At 73.3% G+C, this 18,891-nt stretch carries 20 protein-coding genes and 1 tRNA gene; 16 read left to right on the forward strand and 5 right to left on the reverse strand.

Annotated features, from left to right (window positions below; translation table 11 throughout):
• The first annotated feature begins 34 nt into the window (after positions 1-34).
• Complete coding sequence (locus CLT75_RS26425; protein ID WP_047893935.1) at positions 35-610, forward strand: TetR/AcrR family transcriptional regulator; 576 nt, start codon at positions 35-37, stop codon at positions 608-610.
• Between the two features lie 63 nt (positions 611-673).
• On the opposite strand, the gene CLT75_RS26430 is transcribed toward CLT75_RS26425, so the two are convergent.
• Positions 674-1,882 carry an amino acid deaminase/aldolase gene (locus CLT75_RS26430; RefSeq protein ID WP_135242926.1) on the reverse strand — a complete coding sequence of 403 codons (1,209 nt, stop codon included), beginning with the start codon at positions 1,880-1,882 and terminating at the stop codon, positions 674-676.
• A gap of 217 nt (positions 1,883-2,099) precedes the next feature.
• Here CLT75_RS26430 and tmk point away from each other — a divergent pair, with 217 nt between their 5' ends.
• The 6 genes from tmk (at position 2,100) to CLT75_RS26460 (ending at position 8,064) form a co-directional block, all read left to right on the forward strand.
• The gene (tmk, locus tag CLT75_RS26435; protein WP_486485276.1) at positions 2,100-4,256 is read left to right on the forward strand and encodes a dTMP kinase; all 2,157 of its coding nucleotides are present in this window, start codon (positions 2,100-2,102) and stop codon (positions 4,254-4,256) included.
• Entirely contained in the window at positions 4,253-5,524 is a 1,272-nt protein-coding gene (locus CLT75_RS26440) for a DNA polymerase III subunit delta' (protein WP_135242927.1), read from the forward strand. Before tmk ends, CLT75_RS26440 begins: the two co-directional genes overlap by 4 nt.
• A 132-nt stretch (positions 5,525-5,656) precedes the next feature.
• Positions 5,657-5,986 (forward strand): YbaB/EbfC family nucleoid-associated protein, encoded by a 330-nt coding sequence (locus tag CLT75_RS26445; protein WP_013473591.1) that lies wholly within the window; start codon positions 5,657-5,659, stop codon positions 5,984-5,986.
• Position 5,987: 1 nt separating this feature from the next.
• Positions 5,988-6,293: a hypothetical protein gene (locus CLT75_RS26450; protein ID WP_135242928.1), complete on the forward strand. Its 306-nt coding sequence runs from the start codon at positions 5,988-5,990 to the stop codon at positions 6,291-6,293.
• Positions 6,293-6,961 carry a hypothetical protein gene (locus CLT75_RS26455; protein WP_135242929.1) on the forward strand — a complete coding sequence of 223 codons (669 nt, stop codon included), beginning with the start codon at positions 6,293-6,295 and terminating at the stop codon, positions 6,959-6,961. The genes CLT75_RS26450 and CLT75_RS26455 overlap by 1 nt, the downstream gene beginning before the upstream one ends.
• Positions 6,962-7,221: 260 nt before the next feature.
• Positions 7,222-8,064 carry a regulatory iron-sulfur-containing complex subunit RicT gene (locus CLT75_RS26460; RefSeq protein ID WP_135242930.1) on the forward strand — a complete coding sequence of 281 codons (843 nt, stop codon included), beginning with the start codon at positions 7,222-7,224 and terminating at the stop codon, positions 8,062-8,064.
• A gap of 40 nt (positions 8,065-8,104) precedes the next feature.
• Here CLT75_RS26460 and CLT75_RS26465 read toward each other — a convergent pair whose 3' ends face one another.
• A complete protein-coding gene (locus tag CLT75_RS26465) occupies positions 8,105-9,835 on the reverse strand; it encodes a metallophosphoesterase (protein WP_135242931.1) in 1,731 nt (576 codons plus the stop codon).
• A gap of 133 nt (positions 9,836-9,968) precedes the next feature.
• Here CLT75_RS26465 and CLT75_RS26470 point away from each other — a divergent pair.
• From CLT75_RS26470 to CLT75_RS26480, 3 genes are all read left to right on the forward strand, one after another.
• Positions 9,969-10,042 (forward strand) — tRNA-Thr (locus tag CLT75_RS26470).
• Between the two features lie 117 nt (positions 10,043-10,159).
• A complete protein-coding gene (locus CLT75_RS26475) occupies positions 10,160-10,780 on the forward strand; it encodes a hypothetical protein (protein WP_486485277.1) in 621 nt (206 codons plus the stop codon).
• A 123-nt stretch (positions 10,781-10,903) separates the two neighbouring features.
• A complete protein-coding gene (locus CLT75_RS26480) occupies positions 10,904-11,209 on the forward strand; it encodes an alpha/beta fold hydrolase (protein WP_486485369.1) in 306 nt (101 codons plus the stop codon).
• Here the strand turns inward: CLT75_RS26480 and CLT75_RS26485 are convergent.
• On the reverse strand, positions 11,104-11,964 hold the full coding sequence (locus CLT75_RS26485) for an MmyB family transcriptional regulator (RefSeq protein ID WP_167796968.1): 861 nt from the start codon (positions 11,962-11,964) through the stop codon (positions 11,104-11,106). The genes CLT75_RS26480 and CLT75_RS26485 overlap by 106 nt on opposite strands.
• Before the next feature lie 96 nt (positions 11,965-12,060).
• Here CLT75_RS26485 and CLT75_RS26490 point away from each other — a divergent pair, with 96 nt between their 5' ends.
• Positions 12,061-12,783 carry an SDR family oxidoreductase gene (locus CLT75_RS26490; RefSeq protein WP_135242934.1) on the forward strand — a complete coding sequence of 241 codons (723 nt, stop codon included), beginning with the start codon at positions 12,061-12,063 and terminating at the stop codon, positions 12,781-12,783.
• Position 12,784: 1 nt separating this feature from the next.
• A complete protein-coding gene (locus CLT75_RS26495; RefSeq protein ID WP_135242935.1) occupies positions 12,785-13,207 on the forward strand; it encodes an Atu4866 domain-containing protein in 423 nt (140 codons plus the stop codon).
• A 35-nt stretch (positions 13,208-13,242) separates the two neighbouring features.
• Here the strand turns inward: CLT75_RS26495 and CLT75_RS26500 are convergent, their stop codons facing one another.
• Positions 13,243-14,070: a TrmH family RNA methyltransferase gene (locus CLT75_RS26500; RefSeq protein WP_135242936.1), complete on the reverse strand. Its 828-nt coding sequence runs from the start codon at positions 14,068-14,070 to the stop codon at positions 13,243-13,245.
• A gap of 130 nt (positions 14,071-14,200) precedes the next feature.
• Between CLT75_RS26500 and CLT75_RS26505 the strand changes: the two genes are divergently transcribed.
• A complete protein-coding gene (locus tag CLT75_RS26505; protein ID WP_135242937.1) occupies positions 14,201-16,375 on the forward strand; it encodes an acyltransferase family protein in 2,175 nt (724 codons plus the stop codon).
• A 42-nt stretch (positions 16,376-16,417) separates the two neighbouring features.
• Complete coding sequence (locus CLT75_RS26510; protein WP_135244141.1) at positions 16,418-17,029, forward strand: DUF3592 domain-containing protein; 612 nt, start codon at positions 16,418-16,420, stop codon at positions 17,027-17,029.
• A gap of 29 nt (positions 17,030-17,058) precedes the next feature.
• Here CLT75_RS26510 and CLT75_RS26515 read toward each other — a convergent pair whose 3' ends face one another.
• Positions 17,059-17,679, reverse strand: a complete 621-nt coding sequence (locus tag CLT75_RS26515) for a pyridoxamine 5'-phosphate oxidase family protein (RefSeq protein ID WP_135242938.1) — start codon at positions 17,677-17,679, stop codon at positions 17,059-17,061.
• 167 nt (positions 17,680-17,846) lie between these two features.
• Between CLT75_RS26515 and CLT75_RS26520 the strand changes: the two genes are divergently transcribed.
• Together CLT75_RS26520 and CLT75_RS26525 are read left to right on the forward strand one after the other, a co-directional pair.
• Complete coding sequence (locus tag CLT75_RS26520) at positions 17,847-18,353, forward strand: DUF2231 domain-containing protein (protein ID WP_135242939.1); 507 nt, start codon at positions 17,847-17,849, stop codon at positions 18,351-18,353.
• Positions 18,350-18,886 carry an Hsp20/alpha crystallin family protein gene (locus tag CLT75_RS26525; protein WP_135242940.1) on the forward strand — a complete coding sequence of 179 codons (537 nt, stop codon included), beginning with the start codon at positions 18,350-18,352 and terminating at the stop codon, positions 18,884-18,886. The genes CLT75_RS26520 and CLT75_RS26525 overlap by 4 nt, the downstream gene beginning before the upstream one ends.
• Positions 18,887-18,891 lie beyond the last annotated feature (5 nt).

An 18,891-nucleotide genomic window follows, 5' to 3' on the forward strand; every position in this document is an offset into this window, starting at 1 on the left:
GGTGCAGGGTCGAAGTGTCGCGCGGGTCCAGCGGATGCTGGACGCCTGCGCCGAGCTCGTCGACGAGGTGGGGTACGAAGGGCTGACCACGACCCTGCTCGCCGAGCGTGCCGAGGTGGCGATCGGGTCGGTTTACCAGTTCTTTCCGGACAAACGGGCGATCGTGCAGGCGCTGACGCTGCGCACCATGGAGTCCTACCTCCAGCGGCTCGACGAGCGGTTCTCCTCGGACGACCTGACCCACTGGTGGGACGGCGTCGACGCGGCGATCGACGAGTACATCTCGATGCACCGCACCGTCCCCGGCTTCCGTACCCTGCACTTCGGCGACGTGGTCGACCTGCACCTGCTGGACGACCAGCGGGACAACAACGGGGTCATCGCGGAGCAGCTCGCCCGCGTACTCACCGAGCGTTTCGGCCTGGCCGGGGTGCCCGACCTGCGGTTCCACCTGGAGGTCGCGGTGGAGGCCGCGGACGCCCTGATCAAGCTGGCCTTCCGCCGCCGCACCGACGGCGACGAGCGGGTGCTGGTCGAGGCCAAGGCGCTCATCCGGGAGTACCTGCACCGGCAGGTGAACGCCCCCACGGAGGCCGCCCACCAGGGCTGAGCGGCACGCCGAGCGGCGGGTTCCCGGGTGCGCCGGGGCCCGCCGTCGTCACGTCGCGGCGGCTCAGAGGAAGGCGTGCCCCTCGCCCCGGTAGGTCGGCACGGTGGCGACCACCGCGTCCCCCTCGACCAGGTGCACCTCGTTGACGTGCTCGCACAGCTCGCCCGCCTTGGCGTGGCGGAACCACACCCGGTCGCCGACGCGCAGGTCGTCGGCGGCCTTCCCGGCCAGCGGGGTCTGCACCTCGCCGGCACCCTCCGCGCCGAGCAGCTTCAGCCCGTCCGGCAGCCAGGGCCGCGGCAGCCGGCTGTCCGCCGCCTGACCGGAGGCGATCCAGCCGCCGCCGAGCACCGTCGCCAGCCCGGGCGCCGGGCGGCGGACCACCGCGCAGGCGAAGAACGCCGCCGGGGTGGGCCGCCAGGAACGGTACGCGTCGAACAGCGTCGGCCCGTACAGGCCGGAGCCCGCGGTGACCTCGGTGACCGCGGGGTCCGCGCTGGTGGCGGCCACGCTGCCGGTGCCGCCGCCGTTGACGAACTCCAGGTCGGCGTGCTCGCGTACCGCACCGACCGCGGCCGAGCGGCGCGCCAGCAGTTCCCGGTACGACCCGCGCTGCGCGACCCGGATCGCCGAGCCGAGCATCGCCTGTCCGGGTGGCGCGTCGCCGAGGCCGGCGATCTGTGCCTCGTACGACATCAGGCCGACCAGCCGGAAGCCCGGCCGGCCGGCGACGGCGGCGGCGAGCGCGCCGGCCGCCGTGGCGCTGTGCACCGGGGAGCGGCGCACGCCGACGTGCACCCGGCCGCCGAGTGGGCGCCAGGAGGCGTCCAGGTCGAGGCAGATCCGCAGCGCGGGGCGGCGTCCGGGCGGGCACACCCGGTCGATCAGGTCGAGCTGTGCGGTGTCGTCGATCATCAGCGTCACCGCGTCGGCGAGCGCCGGGTCGCCGGCCAGGTCGGCGAGGCCGCCCCGGTGGGCCGTCGGGTACGCCACGAGCACGTCGTCGCTGACCCCGGAGCGGCCCAGCCACAGCGCCTCGGGCAGCGTGAAGGCCATTACGCCGTGCCATCCGGGCCGCTTGAGCGCCCGGGTCAGCAGCTCGCGGACCCGTACCGACTTGCTCGCCACGCGCAGCGGCTTGCCGCCGGACCGGCCGACCAGCGCCTCGGCGTTGGCGTCGAACGCGGTGAGGTCGACCACCGCGTACGGCGGGTCGAGGTGAGCGGTCGCCCGGTCGAGACGATCGCGAAGTTTGTCACGGTCGATGGCCACGTCTGCACGCTAACTGTCTGGACGGCAATGCGAAATACCCTCGCGTCTGTCCGGGCTGCGGGCGGTGGTCCCGGCGGCCTAGGCTCGGCGAGCAGGTGAATGTCGCGGGGGACGACCCTTCCTGCGCGACTAGAGTGTTCCACCGGGGATGCCCAGACCTGGGCCGGCACGTGGAGGTACGGCCATCGAAAGCCAGAACAACGGCGAGTCGCCCGGCGTGTCGTCGCCCGGGACAGCCGCCGATCACTCCGGTGTCGCCGCCATCCGGTCGGTGCTGCGCATCCGGCCGTTCCGCAGGCTGTGGATCGTCCTCAGCGCCGCCTCCTTCGGCGACTGGCTCGGCCTGCTCGCCACCGCGCTGTTTGCCGCGTCCCAGGTCTCCGGCAGCACCGCCCAGGGCGCCGCGTTCGGCGGCGTGACGGCGATCCGGCTGCTCCCGGCGCTGGTGCTCGGCCCGGTGGCCGGTGTGTTCGCCGACCGGTTCGACCGCCGGTGGACCATGGTCATCTGCGACCTGCTGCGCTTCGTGCTGTTCGCCTCGATCCCGCTGTACGCGCTCACCGGCGCCGCGGGCGGGCTGGTGGTCGGCTGGGCGCTGATCGCCACCTTCCTGATCGAGTCGATCACGTTGATGTGGATCCCGGCCAAGGAGGCGGCGGTCCCCAACCTCATCCCGCGTACCCGGCTGGAGGCGGCGAACCAGCTCACGCTGATCACCACGTACGGCCTCACGCCGGTGGCCGCGGCCGTCGCGCTCGCCGTGCTGGACCGCGGCGTGCGCGGCGCGGTCGGCGGCGACCTGCCCGACTGGGCCGAGCCGGCCCAGCTCGCGCTCTGGTTCAACGCCTTCTCCCGGCTGGCCACCGCGCTCGTGGTGGCGTTCGGGATCAAGGAGATCAGCCACGCCCAGCGCGGCGAGGCGGAGCGCTCCGAGCAGAGCATGTTCCGGCAGTTCTCCGAGGGCTGGAAATACATCGGCCAGACCCCGCTCGTCCGCGGCCTGGTGCTGGGCATCTTCGGCGCGTTCGCCGGCGGCGGCATCGTGGTCGGCACGGCCAAGTTCTTCGCCAACTCGCTCGGCGCCGGTGACGCCGCGTTCTCGCTGCTCTTCGGCGCGATCTTCGTCGGCCTGGCGCTCGGCATCGGCCTCGGGCCGATGATCGTGCGGGACATGTCCCGCCGCCGCTGGTTCGGCATGAGCATCGTGCTCGCCAGCGCCTCCGTGCTGGTGCTCGCGTTCGCCATCCACCTGTCGATGGCCATCCTCGGCGCGATCCTGGTCGGCGCGGGCGCCGGCATGGCGTTCCTGGCCGGCACCACGCTGCTCGGCGGCGAGGTGGCCGACGAGGTGCGCGGCCGGGTGTTCGCGGTGGTGCAGATCGGCACCCGGCTGGTGCTGATCCTGGCCATCGCGCTCAGCAGCCTCCTGGTCGGCGTCGGCGGCTCCCGCCAGCTCACCATCGCCGACCTGGGCATCTCCATCTCCTCCACCCGGCTGCTGCTGCTCGCCGCCGGCGCGGCCGGCATCATCGCCGGCATCAGCGCGTTCGGCCAGATGGACGACAAGAAGGGCGTACCGGTCCTCGCCGACCTGTGGGGCTCGATCCGGGGTCGCCCGCTGATGCCGGCCGAGCCGTTCGTCTCCAGCGGCCTGTTCGTGGTCTTCGAGGGCGGCGAGGGCGCCGGCAAGTCGACCCAGCTCGCCGCGCTGGCCGAGCGGCTGCGCGCGCAGGGCCGCGACGTGGTGGTCACCCGCGAGCCGGGCGCCACGCCGGTCGGCGAGCGGATCCGCTCCCTGGTGCTCGGCACCACCCACGGCGAGGCGCCGTCGCCGCGCGCCGAGGCGCTGCTCTACGCCGCCGACCGGGCGCACCATGTGGCCACCGTCGTCCGCCCGGCGCTCGTGCGCGGCGCTGTGGTGATCAGCGACCGGTACGTCGACTCGTCCCTCGCCTACCAGGGCGCCGGCCGCACGCTGCCGGTGGACGAGGTCTCCTGGCTCTCCTCCTGGGCCACCGGCGGCCTCAAGCCCGACCTGGTGGTGCTGCTCGACGTCGAACCGCGTACCGGCCTGAGCCGGGTCGAGGACCGCGCCGAGGGCACCGACCGGCTGGAGGCCGAGTCGCTGACGTTCCACGAGCGGGTCCGGTACGCCTTCCTCGACCTGGCCGCCGGTGACCCGAAGCGCTACCTGGTGCTCGACGCGTCCCGCCCGATCGACGAGACCGCCGACGCGGTCGCCCGCCGGGTGGGCGAGCTGCTTGCGGATCCGGCCGGCATCGTGCACCCCCGTCCGGCGCAGGGCCCGGACACCTCGGTCCAGCCCGAGTTATCCGACGCGGAGCTGGTGACGATGGAGCAACCCCGAAGATGACCGACGTCTTCGGCGATCTGGTCGGGCAGGACGAGGCGGTGGCCATGCTGCGGCGGGCCGCCGCGTCGGCCGCCGCCCTGCTGCGCGCGCCGGTGACGTCCCCCGCGGGCGGGCACGACGACCTCGACGCGCTCGCCGAGGAGCACGACGGCGACCCGGGCCCGGCCACGCCCGCCGATCCGGGCGCCGGGATGACCCACGCCTGGATCTTCACCGGGCCGCCCGGATCGGGCCGCTCGGTGGCCGCCCGCGCGTTCGCCGCCGCGCTGGAGTGCGTGCACGGCACCGGCTGCGGCACCTGCCCCGGCTGCCACACCACGCTCGCCGGCACCCACGCGGACGTCCGCCTCGTGGTGCCCGAGGGCCTGTCCATCGGCGTCAACGAGATGCGCGCGCTGGTGCTGCGGGCGGCCAGCGCGCCGTCCGGCGGCCGGTGGCAGATCGTGATCATCGAGGACGCCGACCGGCTCACCGAGGCCGCCGGAAACGCGCTGCTCAAGGCGATCGAGGAGCCGCCGCCGCGTACCGTCTTCCTGCTCTGCGCCCCGTCCACCCACCCGGACGACATCTCCGTGACCATCCGGTCGCGCTGCCGCGTCGTACCCCTGCGGCAGCCGCCGCCCGCAGCGGTGGCCGAGGTGCTGGTCCGCCGCGACGGCGTCGCGCCGGACGTGGCCGAGTGGGCCGCCGCGGCGGCGCAGGGGCACGTGGGCCGGGCCCGGCGGCTGGCCCGCGACCCGGAGGCCCGGCAGCGGCGTGACGCGGTGCTCGCCGTACCGCGTCGGCTGACCGGCGTGGGCGCGGCGTTCGACGCGGCCTCGGCGCTCATCGAGGCCGCCGAGGCGGAGGCCGCCGCGTCCGTCGCGGAGATCGACGAGGCGGAGCGTACGGCGTTGCAGACCGCGCTCGGCGCGGGCGGCACCGGCCGGGGCGCGGCCGGCGCCATGCGCGGCGCGGCCGGTCAGCTCAAGGATCTGGAGAAGCGGCAGAAGTCGCGTGCCACCCGCGCCCAGCGGGACGCACTCGACCGGGCCCTGGTCGACCTGGCCGGGTTCTACCGGGACGCGCTCATCATGGCGCTGCGGGCGCCGGTCGCCCCGGTGCACACCGACACCGCGTCGCTCGCCGGTGCGGGCGCGCAGAAGTGGGACGCCGAGGGCTCGCTGCGCCGCCTGGAGTCGGTGCTGGAGTGCCGCGCGGCGATCGAGGCCAACGTCAAGCCGCGGATCGCCGTGGAGGCGATGATGCTGGCCCTCTGGCGCGGCTGAGCCGGCCCCTTCCGCACTGTCCACAGGGCATCGACACGCGCGATTGGCGTGCGGTACGGTCCGGTGATGCCGCGGTGACCGAGGCGGCACGCTCAGTGAGGGTCGGGCCGACCGGCCGGGAGGAGTCCGCCGATGCCGCGGGGCGAGATCGACGAGGCCTGGATCGAGGAGGCGGTGCGGCGCTACCGCCGGATCGAGAACCTGCAGGCCGAGTTCGACCAGGCGGTCGCGACGGTCGAGGTCACCGTCCGCTCACCCGACGGGCTCGTCGAGGTGGTGGTGACCGCCGGCGGACGCATCACCGACGTGCGTTTCCTCGGCCCGCTGCACCATCGCAGCCCGCGTGACGTGGCGGGTTCGGTGCAGGCCGCGGTGACCGCCGCCGCGGACGCGGCGCAGTGGGCGCGGGAGAAGCTGCACAACGAGACGTTCGCGGCCTACCGGCCGCTGGCGGGGGCCTGACATGGAGACGCTGCGTGCCCTGGCCGCCCGTCTCGACGAGGCCGGCGCGACCCTCGCCACCCTCTCCCGCACGGTGACCGCCACCGACCCGCCGCATCCCGCGTTCGGCGCGCACGCCACCGGCCGCCCCGGCGAGGTGGGCCGCGCGCTGCACCGCCAGTGGACGCTTGCCACAGCCGACCGGGCGCGCGAGGCGCAGGCCGCCGCCGTCCGGCTGGCCGCCGCCGCGGCGGCGCTGCGCAGCGCCGCCGACCGCTACGCCGCCGCCGACGACGCGGTCGCCCGGCGGCTGGCCTGGGAGGCCTGATGGACGCGCTCGACCGCCTCGCCGAGCCGGGGCTCGACCTGCTCGCCCGCGTCGACACGCTGCTGGCCGCCGGCGCGCCCGAGGGGCACCGGCTGTGGCCGCTGCTGCGCCGCATGCAGGTGCTTCCCGGCGCGGCCGTGCGCGAGTTCCTCGACCTGCATCCCGCGCCGCTGACCGGCGCCGGCCACGCCGTGCGCCGGCTCGTCCGGGGGTACGACGACACTTGCGCCCTGCTGGCCGACCAGGTCGCCTGGTCCGGTGCCGCCGCGTCGGCGTACGACGAGGCACGTGCCGCCCTGCTGCGGCACCTGGACGAGGGGCCGGACAGCCTGGTGGGGCGGCTGGAGTCGACAGCGGGCTACGCCGACGCGCTGGCCGGCTGGGTGGAGGGCAGCCGGGCGGCGCTGGCCCGGGCGCTGGCCGAGGTGCTGGGCTCGTCCGAGGCGGTCGCGGTGCACGCGTCGACAAGGCCCGGCGCCGAGGCCGGACGGGCCGGCGCGTCCGCCGCGGCCGAGATCGCCACGAGGATCCTGGGTGTGCTCGGGGTGGCCTACGACGGTGCCGAGACGCTGCTGCGCCAGTGGGGGCCGAGCCTGGCCGAGACACAGTGGCGGGACCGCGCCACCACCGCCCCGCGCTACGGCGGCACCACCCGGATCGGCTACTGACGGTCCACGGCGCCGCGCGCCGATCCGGCCGTGGCCGGGTGACGGCGGCGACGCCGTGGCCTTCCCCTGCACCCCCCGCAGGTATGCCTTCACTCAACGCGTCCGGGCGGTGTTTGTCAGGGGCCCCACGGAGATTCAGCCGTCCGGGCGAGGCGATGGGGCCGGTTCGGCCGGGTCGACGACGATGATCGCTGCGGTGGGTGACCGGGCGGCGACAGGTGCGCCGTGCGGCGGTCGTCGATCCGCGTAGGGTGTGGCGTATGGGCATGCTCTGCGCGGTCAGCTTCAACCGGTACGGGCGCCTCTACTACCTCGACCCGGGCGAGCTGCGCCCGCAGGTGGGCGACCGGGTGCTGGTGCCCACCGACGAGGGGCCCGAGGTGGCCGAGTGCGTGTGGGCCGCGCAGTGGGTCAGTGAGGACACCGACAGCTTCCCGAAACTGGCCGGGATCGCCGGCGACGACGACCTGCGCCGCGACGAGATGCTGCGCCGGCGCAAGGCCGAGGCGAAGGTCGCCGCCAAGCGGCTGATCCGCGAACACGGCCTGCCGATGAAGGTGGTCGCCGTCGACCACGTCCTGGCCACGCCGGAGAACGGCAGTGACCGCACCACCATCTACTTCACCGCGCCGCACCGCGTCGACTTCCGCTCGCTGGTCCGCGACCTGGGCGCCACGCTGCACTGCCGGGTCGAGCTGCGGCAGCTGTCCGCCCGCGACTCCGCCCGGGTGCAGGGCGGCATCGGTTCCTGCGGGCGCGACCTGTGCTGCGCCACGTTCCTGACCGACTTCGAGCCGGTGACCATCCGGATGGCGAAGGACCAGGACCTGCCGCTCAACCCGTTGCGCATCTCCGGGGCGTGCGGGCGGCTGATGTGCTGCCTGAAGTACGAGCACCCGCTGTACCAGAAGTTCCAGGAGTCTGCCCCGGCGGTCGGCAGCCGCGTGTCCACGCCGCAGGGCGAGGGCAAGGTGGTCGGCCACAGTGTTCCGCGCGACGCGGTGACGGTCCGCCTGGACGCCGACGGCTCCCGCTCGATGTGTTCCCGCGCGTCGGTGTGCGGCCCGAGGCAGGCCCACGAGCAGCACTACCCCCAGCCCTGACCGTCCCTCTCCCCGCTCGTTCCCGAGGTGATCGGTGGGGTCAGCGGATGACGATGGGGGGTTCGGCCAGGCGGGCGGTCAGCGGAGTCTTCGGGGTCAGCCAGGAGGCGGTGGGGGACTGGTCGGGGTTCAACTGCCAGTCGTGCGACACCTTGTCGACGGCGATCGGGTAGATGGTCAACGTGCCGTCCGGGTCGATCCGGAACCGCAGGAACGCCTTCGAGTCCTCGATGCCCTGCGCCGCGAACAACTCGTTCAGATTCACCCCGAACGCGCCAGCCACCAGCAGATAGAGCGCCACGAGCTGGCTGGCCACCAGCCCGCTCACCGGCCCGTAGAGCACCACCGCGGCGACCGCCGGCATCGGCCACGGCCAGTCGTAGAACGGCAGCTGCAACCAGACCCACGTGCCCCCGGCGGCGAGAGCTATCTGGGCCAGCCCGTGCGCCACCCCGAGGATCCAGTGCCGGGCGTGCCGTTTCCCGCCCGCCGTGGGTGGCTTGGCGAAGAACACCGCGCTCATCATCGCCACCACCAGCATGATCGCCAGCGGCACGCTGAACAGGCGCTGCTCGGTGGTGCCCACCCGCTGCACCGCCACCCCGGCCATCGCCAGCATCAGCAGCGTGTGCAGGGTGCCGAGCAGCGTGGTGAAGCCCGGGTTGCGGAACGGCAGCCGGGCGAAGATCCCCCAGCCGTACCGGCGGGAGCGCGCCTTGTCCGGATAGCGCGCGGCCAGGTCGTACTCCTGGGTGTTGCTGGCCCGCCGGGTCAGCGTGTCACGCGGCGGCACCTCCAGCCTCTCCGGCAGCCGGTGCGTGGGGTAGAGGTAGGCGCCCCCACCGCCGCACGTGATGAGCTGCCGGTCCGTGCCGGCATAGCGGGCGTAGTGGTGCAGGTCGCCGGAGACCAGCACCCGCACCTGCGCCCCGGTCGGCGCGACGAGGGTACGGATGAAGTAGTCGATCGAGTCGTACGCGTTGGGGTGGTCGACGGCCTTGACCCACGTCGGCGCCGGCACCGCCAGGATCACCTTGGACTCCGGGGTGAGCTTGCGGGCCACCTCGTCGAAGTAGGTGAGCTGCGGGTCGTCCAGGTACGAGCCGGACTGGTCGTCGAGGCCGAGCAGCCACCAGCCGGCCGGCAGCTCGACGGCGAAGTACGAGCGGGACTGGCCGGTGCCCCAGCCGCCGAAGTGCCGGTCCCGGGTGCGCACGAACAGGCGCAGGAACGCGGTCAGCCCGTCGTACCAGTCGTGGTTACCAGGCACCGCGAACAGCGTCGGCTGCTCCGGCGGGGCGACAGGCAGCGCCGACTGGTAGGGGCCCTTGCACCGGTCCTCGTACGCCTCGTAGCCCGCCGCCGGATAGACCTGGTCGCCGCCCATCACCAGCGTCTGCGCGCGGGGAAGGCGGTGCCCGTCCACTGTCAGCTCCGGCTGGGCGAGCAGGTACGCCACCGAGTACGTGGCGTCGAAGCCGTCACCCAGGTCGGCCACGTAGTCCAGCCAGAGCCCGCCGTCCGGCCCGACCTGCCGGAACGTGCCGTCGCCGAACGCGTTCTGCAACTCGCGTTTGTCCAGGTACGCCCCGAACAGCATGGCCAGCAACGTCCGCAGGCCGGTGCTGATCAGCAGCAGCGGCGCGAGCCAGGGCACCGGCCGGCGCGGGGTGAAACCCAGCTCCCTGGGGTCGATGCCGCGGGGGCGGCGGGTGGCCCGCTCGCCGGGATGCGCCTCGGGAGCCGGTGGTCGCGGCGGTTCGTCGGTCACCCGCCGCAGGGTAGTCCGGACCGGGCGCGAAGTCTCTCCCGTAGCGGGGCGGATGTGGTCCGGTGTCCGGGTTCGGAGGCGGGGGGATCCGGTTCGGCTTCCGGCGGGGCGTGCCGTACACTTGACGATCGTTGCCGCCTTAGCTCAGTCGGCTAGAGCGACGCACTCGTAATGCGTAGGTCGACGGTTCGATTCCGTCAGGCGGCTCGGTACAGAAGCCCAGGTCATCGGCCTGGGCTTCGCCGTTTCCCGAGGTCGGTCAAGCCGCCGTGATCGGCCTCCCTTCCCGGTTGTTACGCTCCCCGGCCTGCAAGGGAGGAAGTCGTGGGCAATTTCCTGGACCGCTTTCGCAAAGTCGACCGAGGTGAGCCTGCGCCGGGCTTGAACCCGGACGGCGCCGCCCTCGGCGCTGCCGCAGCCCGCCGGCTGAGGGAACTCGGGCACGTCGAGATTCAGCGCGGACTGACGGTGGAAGAGTTCGCTCGCGTGGAGCACACCTTCGGCTTCCAGTTCGCCGACGACCACCGTGCCTTCCTGGCCGCCGGGGTGCCGACGGGCGATTCGTGGCCGGACTGGCGGCGGGGAGACACCTCTGCCCTTCGTGACCGCCTGGAGTGGCCCACCCACGGGGTGCTGTTCGATGTCGAGCACAACGGCTACTGGCATGAGAGCTGGGGAGAGCGGCCGAGCAACCGACGTGAGGCGGTGGCGACCGCCGAGCCGCACCTCCGGAGGGTGCCGCAGATGGTGCCGGTGTTCAGCCATCGCTTCCTACCCTCCGGGCGCGGCTCCTACGGGCACCCGGTCCTGTCCATGCACCAGACCGACATCATCTATTACGGCTGCGACCTGGAGGACTACATCCATCGGGAGTTCGGTGGGCCGGCAACGGAGCGAGGCCGGGAGCCGAGTGCCACCGTCGCTTTCTGGAGAGACTTCGTCTAGCGGGTTCCGCAAAGAAGCCGGCCTGCGGGTCGTCATCTCGACGACATTTGTCCAAGACGGATGGCCGGTGCGCCGCGCACCATCGCCTGCATGACTGCGCACGACGTTGAGCACCTGCACGGCATGCACGACGGTCCGCGGGAGGCGCCGCCGCTGCTGCTCATCCACGGGTCGGGGGCGGCGGGTGCTTCCTGGGAACCGATGATCCCGGCGCTGGCCAGCCACCATCACGTCATCCGGGTCGACCTTCCGGGCTGCGGCCGGTCCTCGCCCGCGCCGTCGTACGACGTGGCCGCCCAGGCGGACCGTGCTGTCGAGGGCCGTCACGAGGCCGTACGGGCCGTCCTGTCCGGAGCGGGCAGTTCGGCGGCCACGGTGCCCAGCAGCGCCAGCGCCTGCGCCGAACGACTGCCCGCCTCGGCCTGGTAGACGACCAGTTGCTGGCCCGTCGCGCCGGCGACGGTGAGGGAGTCGTACGTGAGGGTCAGCTCGCCGACGTCGTGATGGTGGAACAGCTTCGCCTCGTGCGTCTTTCCCCGTACGTCGTGACGGGCCCACAGCCGGCGGAACTCCGGGCTCTTCAGCGAGAGTTCGCCGACCAGTTCGGTGAGCCGCGCGTCGTCGAGCATCTCGGCTGCGGCGGCCCGCAGCGCGCCCAGGCTGGACTGCGCGACCCGGTCCCAGTGGGGATAGAAGGAACGGGCCGCCGGGTCGAGGAAGACGAACCGGACGAGGTTGGGCTCGTCGGCCTCGAACAGCGTGGCGAACAGGGCGCGGCCGAGCCGGTTGGCGGCCAGCACGTCCATCCCGCGGTCGATGATCAGCGCGGGGGTGTGCAGCCAGCCGTCCATCAGGCGCAGCAGGCTCGGCCGGACGGTCTCCCGCGTGCCCCGCCGGACAGGCTTGCGGCCGCTCCTGGCCAGCAGGTGCAGATGCGCCACCTCTTCGGCGTCGAGCCCGAGGGTGCGGGCCAGGGCGTTCAGCATCTGTTCCGACGGGTGCTGTTCCCGCCCCTGCTCCAGGCGGGCGTAGTAGTCGGTGCTGACCCCGGACAGCTGGGCGACCTCCTCGCGCCGCAGACCCGGCGTCCGGCGCCGGCCCGAGGAGACGATGCCGGCCTCCGCCGGGCTGGTCGTCTCACGCCGGGCACGCAGGAACTCGCCGAGCGGATTGCTGCCGTCCACCACCCCACCGTAACCGCGGGCGGTCGGCCGCCAGGAGGCTCAGCCGGGGTGTGACGCACCCTGGTTGCGACCGGCCGTACTCCGCACCGTGGACTCATGGAATCCACACAGAAGGTCGTTCTGGTCACGGGCGCGAGCAGCGGGATCGGCGAGGCGACCGCACTGCGGCTGGCCGCCGAGGGGCACGTCGTGGTCGCGGGCGCGCGGCGCCGCGAGCGGCTCGCCGCGCTCGCCGAACGGCACGACAACATCAGGGTACGGCGGCTCGACGTGACCGACCGCGACGACGTCGCGGCGTTCGTCGGCAGCGCGGTGGACGAGTTCGGACGGGTCGACGTGCTCGTCAACAACGCCGGTCTGATGCCGTTGTCCCGGCTCGACGCCCTGCTGGTGGACGAGTGGGACCGGATGATCGACGTCAACGTGCGGGGCCTGCTGCACGGCATCGCGGCCGTCCTGCCGGTCTTCCAGCGGCAGAACGGCGGCCACCTGGTCACCGTCGCCTCGGTCGGTGCCCACGAGGTGGTGCCGACCTCCGCGGTGTACTCGGCGACGAAGTTCGCCGCGTGGGCGATCACCGAGGGTCTGCGCCTGGAGGCCGACCCGAGCCTGCGGGTCACCACGATCACGCCCGGTGTCGTCGAGTCCGAGCTGGCCGAGTCGATCACCGATCCGGTGGCCCGGGAGGCGATGCGGGAGTACCGCAGGAACGCGATCTCACCGGACGCCGTGGCGCGGGCCATCTCGTACGCCGTCGACCAGCCGGCGGACGTGGACGTCAACGAGATCATCATCCGTCCGACCCGGCAGCGAGGCTGACATGTCAGGTACCAACCACCGCAAGGCCGCCACCGTCTTCCTGACGGCGGCGCTCACCGCCTGCGGCACGGAGACAGCGCCCGCGCCGCGCTCCGCGCCGTTCGCGACGCAGGCGCGGCCCCCGGCCTCCGGGACCGTCCATCCGTACGTCGGGATGTGGGTCACCGCCGACGGCTACATCCGGCAGGAGCTGCTGCCCGACGGCAGGTACGACGAGGCGCGTGGCGACCGGGCGAGCGCCTACACCGGCCGGTACGAGGTGACCGGCGAGCACATCGACTACTGGGACGACAGCGGGTTCACCGCCGACGGCCGCTTCGACGGCGACGTCCTGCACCACGGCGGCTACCTGTTCTATCGCGAGGGCAGCGCGGCCCACCGGCGGGCGGTCGAGGCGCGGGCATCCACGCGCCCGTCCGGATAGAGGAGCGCACCAGGCGCCCGGTAGCGGCGCGACCGCTACCGGCGCCCGGCCCGCTGACGGGCGGCCTCGTACAGCGCCACCGTCCCGGCCGCCGCCGCGTTCAGCGAACTCGCCGCCCCCACGATCGGGATGCGCACCATCCGGTCACTGGCCTCCTGCCAGCCCTTGCTGAGCCCGTGCGTCTCGTTGCCGACCAGCAGGAGCGTGGGGCCGGTCAGGTCGTGCTCGGCGACGTCCACGTCCCCGTGCTCGTCCGTACCGATGATCTGGACCTGCGGAAGCCCGTCCGCACGCACCGCGGCGACCCAGTCCAGGACGTCGCGGTGGCCGGCGACGCGCACCACCGGTACGGCGAACAGCGACCCGGTGCTGGCCCGGACCGCCTTCGGGTCGTACGGGTCGGCGGCGTGGCCCGTGATGATCACGGCGGAGGCGCCGAAGGCGTCAGCGGAGCGGATCAGCGTGCCGATGTTGCCCGGGGTCTTGGGGCGGTCGAAGACCACCACGAGCATCGCCGGCCCGACCGGGATGCGGGCCAGGTCGTCGGCGGGTTGCGCCACCACGGCCAGCAGTTCGGGGGACTCCTCCTCCTTGCCGCTCAGTTCCCGCATCAGCTCGGGCGCGAGGGCGACCCGCCGGGCGTCGGCGCGGTCGAGCAGGTCACGGCACCAGCGGGACAGGGGCTGCCGGTCCGGGTGGAGGAGGGCGCGGATCTCCCAGCCCTGCTCCAGGGCCACCGTGATCGGGCGTACCCCCTGGACCAGGAACTCCCCGGACCGCTGCCGCTTGGTGCGGTTGGTCAGCAGCGCCTGCCACTGCTGGAAGCTCGCGTTGCGGGTGGTGATCGTCAGGGTCTTCGCCACGCAGCCGATTCAACCGCATCGGGGTCGGCGGCCACGCGGCGGTGAGGCGCGCGCCGCGGCGCGATTGTCCCGCCGAGTGACCAGCCGCTATCGTTCCCTCGCCCCCAGCCCGCAGAGTTTGAGGATCGCGATGACTTCCCCGCCGTTGACGAAGGTTGCCGATCGGGAAGGTTCACCCGCCGAGGAGCCGGGCGGTACGGCGACCACGCGCGAGCCGGGCAGGGAGGCGACGCCGAGCCGGTTCCGGGCCGACGTCGCCGGGCTCCGGGCCGTCGCCGTGGGGCTGGTGCTGCTCTACCACGCCGGGCTGCCGTTCATCCCCGGTGGCTTCGTCGGCGTCGACGTCTTCTTCGTGATCTCCGGCTTCCTCATCACCGGGCAGCTCATCTCGGAGATCGAGCGCAGCGGCCGGGTCTCGCTCGTCGGCTTCTACGCGCGCCGGGCCAAGCGCATCCTGCCCGCCGCCACCGTGGTGCTGGCCGCCACCGCCGTCGCGGTCCGGCTGTTCGTACCCCGGGGTGAGTGGCAGGTCGTCGGCGGCGACATCGCCGCCGCGGCGACCTACATCGTGAACTGGCGGTTCGCCGACCGCGCGGTCGACTACCTGGCCGAGGACGTCGCGCCGTCGCCGGTCCAGCACTTCTGGTCGCTCGCCGTGGAGGAGCAGTTCTACCTGCTCTGGCCGCTGCTGATCGTGCTGGCCATCCTCGCCGCGCGCAAGCTCCGGCGGGCTAACGTACGGCCGGCCCTGTGGGTCGGTCTCGCGGTGCTGGCGGTGCCGTCGTTCGTCTGGTCGATCATCGAGACGGCCGACTCGCCGCAGCGGGCGTTCTTCGTCTCCACCACGCGGCTGTGGGAACTCGGGGTCGGCGCCGCGATCGCGCTGCTGGCGGTCCGTGCCGCCCGGATGCCCCGGTCCGTGGCTGTCGTTCTCGGATGGCTCGGCCTCGCCGCTATCGTCGCGGCGGCGCTGCTGGTCAGCGGGAAGACCGCATGGCCCGGGTACGCGGCGGCGCTGCCCACGCTCGGCGCGGCGGCGGTGATCGCGGCCGGTGCGGCAGCGGGCCCCCGCGGCCCGGTGATGGTGCTCGGCACGCGTCCGTTCCAGTGGATCGGTGACCTGTCGTACTCGCTGTACCTGTGGCACTGGCCGATGCTCGTGGTGGCCGCCGCACACTTCGGTGACCTGTCGCTGACCGAGGGCCTGCTGGTGGCGCTCGCCTCGGTGATCCCGGCCTGGATCACGTTCCGGCTGGTGGAGAACCCGCTGCGCTACTCGCGGAAGATCTCCACGTCGCCGCGTCTGGCGTTGAGCCTGGGCGGCAACTTCACGCTCGCCGGCATCTGCGCCGGCATGGTCCTGGTGCTGATGGGCGCCTGGGCCGCCGCCGCGACCACCACGAAGGGCCGGTACGCCCCGGGTGCCGCGTTGCTGTCGACGGCGCCCGGCACCGCCCCGATCGGCCCGGTTCCGGAGCGGTTCGACGTGATCACGCCGGACCCGCTGCAGATCCGGCAGGGCTTCATGGACGTGCCCGACACCAACCGGGACAAGTGCTTCCAGCAGGTCGACGGTGCCGAGGTGCTGTCCTGCACGTACGGCAACCCGAACGCCGCCACCACCGTCGCGCTCGTCGGCGACTCGAAGATGGACCAGTGGCTGCCCGCGTTCCAGGTGCTGGCCGAGCAGAACGACTGGAAGATCCTGATCGCCGCGAAGGCGTCGTGCCCGTTCACCAGCGCGCCCGCGGTCCGGGCGGACGACCCGAGCAAGCTCTACACCGACTGCATCGACTGGAACCGGTCGCTGATGCGCAAACTGGTCGAGGAGCGGCCCGACTACCTGGTCACCTCGCAGGGCGCGGCGCGCGCCTTCGACAGCGCGGCCGAGGAGCCGACGGTCGAGGCGATGGTCGCCGGGGTCAGGTCCGCGTGGAAGAAGCTCGACGCCGTGGGTACGAAGGTCGTCGTGCTCGCCAACAACCCCGGCCCCGGACCGGCGGTGACGTGCGCCGACAAGAACCGCAAGCGCCTGTCCCGGTGCGCGTTCGACAGGGAGCGGCACGATCAGGACCCGGCCTACCGGATGCAGCGGCAGGCCGTGTCCGGCGCGCCGAAGGTCAAGATGATCGACCTGTTCGACGCCGTCTGCCCGACCGACAGGTGCCCTGTGGTGTTCGGCAACGTGCTCATCTACCGGGGTGGCTCGCACATCGGCGCGGCGTACGTGAAGACGACAGCACCGCACCTCGCCCGCGCCCTGTCCGACGTCGGCGTGCCGGCGCGCTTCAGCCCGGCCGGGTAGCTCGGCGGAGTTGCGGCGCCCGGTCACGATGGCGGCGTGATCATGCGTCGGCCGCTCTGGCTCAGCCTCGCGTACGCGCTGCTGGCGGTCGCCGGCGCCGCCCTGCTCTGGCTGCCGTTCCACACCCAGTCGGCACTCGACGACTGGGCGGTGACGCTGCGCGAGCGGGGTACGCCCGCCCGCGCGACGGTCGTCGACCAGGTGACCGAGAGCGGCGGCAACAAGGGTTCCTCGTCGAGCACCATGTACTTCAGCTACGTGGTCGACGGCCGGACGCACGCGCAGGAGGTGCCCTGCTTCGAGGTGTGCCGGGCGGCCGGCACCGAGGTGCCGATCTGGGTCAACCCGGCGGACCCGGGCGACTTCGTCACCGACTTCGGGCAGCTCAGCGGCCATCGCGGGCGCGTGCAGGGCGTACTCGGCGTGGTCGGGCTGGCCGCCCTGGGCACCGGCGTGGTGCTGACGCTGTCCCGCATCCGGCGCGCCGCCCGGCCGGGCCACGACCGCGCCGGTCGAGCGGGCCACGACCGCGCCGGTCGAGCGGGCCACGACGCGGCGCGCCCCGACCGGCCGCGCCGGGTGGCGCCGACGCCGGTCGGAGACGGCGGCCCCTACACCGGCCGGGGCAAACGCAAGCGCAACGTCCGGCGCTGACGCAAGCGCACCGCTCGGCGCCGACACGGTCAGCGGTAGAGCGTCTCCAGGTAGGCCGGGCCGTAGTGGCGCTCCAGGTCGGCCAGGCTCTCCGCCGGGGCCTCCACCTCCTTGATCAGCCGCGCCCGCGTCGGCAGCACGTCCGGCTGCCAGGTCTCCGGCTGCCACAGCTCGGAGCGCAGGAACGCCTTCGCGCAGTGGTAGAAGATCTGCTCGATCGCGACCTCGACGGCGAGCAGCGGTCGATGGCCCTTGACCTCCATGCCGGCGAACCACGGCGCGTCGGAGATCAGCCGGGCCCGGCCGTTGATCCGCAGCGTGTCGGTGCGGCCGGGGATCAGGAAGATCAACCCGACGTGCGGGTTGGCCAGGATGTTGCGGTAGCCGTCGGCCCGCCGGTTGCCGGGCCGCTCCGGGATCGCGATCGTGGTGTCGTCGAGCACCAGCGCGAAACCGGGCGGGTCACCCTTGGGGGAGACGTCGCAGGTGCCGTCCGCGTCGGCGGTGGCGATCAGGCAGAACGGCGAGGCGGCGATCCACTCCCGGTCGCGTTCGTGCAGCGTACGGCGGTCCTTGGCGGCAGCACGCGGCATCGGCGTGCCGATCAGCTCACGTAGTTCGGACTCGCTCGTGATCTCCCGGGTCGTCACGTCTTCCTCCCCCGTCCGTTGACCTTGACGGCGGTTCCGCCCCGCGACGGGCCGCGATCCGCCACAGTCAGCCTAGGAGAGCGCGTCGAACGCCGGGTTTGCCCTCAGGGCCGGCGGGTAGGGACCGGTTCGCAGCGTGCGGCCGGACGTGACGGATGGAGGCCGAGATGGAGAGCCGGATCAAGGTGCTCGGCCATCCCGTGCACCCGATGCTCGTGATGTTCCCGGTGGCGCTCTTCGTGACCGCCGTGATCTTCGACGTGGTGGACACCGTGGGCGGGCCCGGCTTCCTGGCCGAGGTCGCGTACTGGAACATCACCGTCGGTCTGATCGGCGGCCTGCTGGCCGCGGCGGCCGGTGCGTTCGACCTGCTCGCCCTGCCGGCCGGCACCCGCGCCAAGCGGGTCGGTGTCACCCACGCCGCCGCCAACGTGGCGGTCATCCTGCTGTTCGCCGCGGTCTGGGCGGTCCGGCTCAACGCCGACTCCCGGGCGGCCGGCGGCGCGCTCGTCGCCATCGAGGTGGTCGCCCTGGCGATCCTCGGCGTGAGCGCGTGGCTCGGCGGTGAACTGGTGGACCGGCTCGGTGTCGGCGTCGACCCGGAGCACGATCTCAACGCGCCCAGCTCGCTGCGACCCCCCTCGGCGACACAGCGGATCGGAGACGCGCGATGACGGAACAGGGCGGCGGACGGGGCTGGCGTGGCCGCCAGCAGGGCTGGGATCCGATGGGCGAGCTCCAGTCGCTGCGCTCCGAGCTGAGCCGGCTGGTCGGCGGACGGTCCGGCAGCCAGGACGTGGACCTGGCCGAGACGGCCGACGGCTGGGAGGTGGTCGTCCGGCTCCCCGGCGTCGCGCCGGAGGAGGTCGCCGTCGAGCTGGACGACCGGGAGCTGTGCGTCCGCGCCCGGTCGGAGGCCGAGGTGAACGCCGACCACGGCATCCCGGGCGGGTTCACCACCCGGGGCTTCGAGTACCGCGTGGACCTGCCGTCCCGCGTGGACCCGGACCGGATCGACGCGGTGATGGACCACGGCCTGCTCCGGGTGCGCCTGCCCCGGGCGACCCGGCCCGCGCCGCGCACCATCACCGTCGGCCGGACCGGCCCGCGACCGGGTGCCGACCGTACGCAGATGCCCGCCGACCCGGCCGCCGACCGGGAGCTGCACCACCCGGACACCGCGCTCGACGAGATCGACAAGCCGTAGGGGCC

It is taken from the genome of Micromonospora sp. CNZ285 (assembly GCF_004637285.1).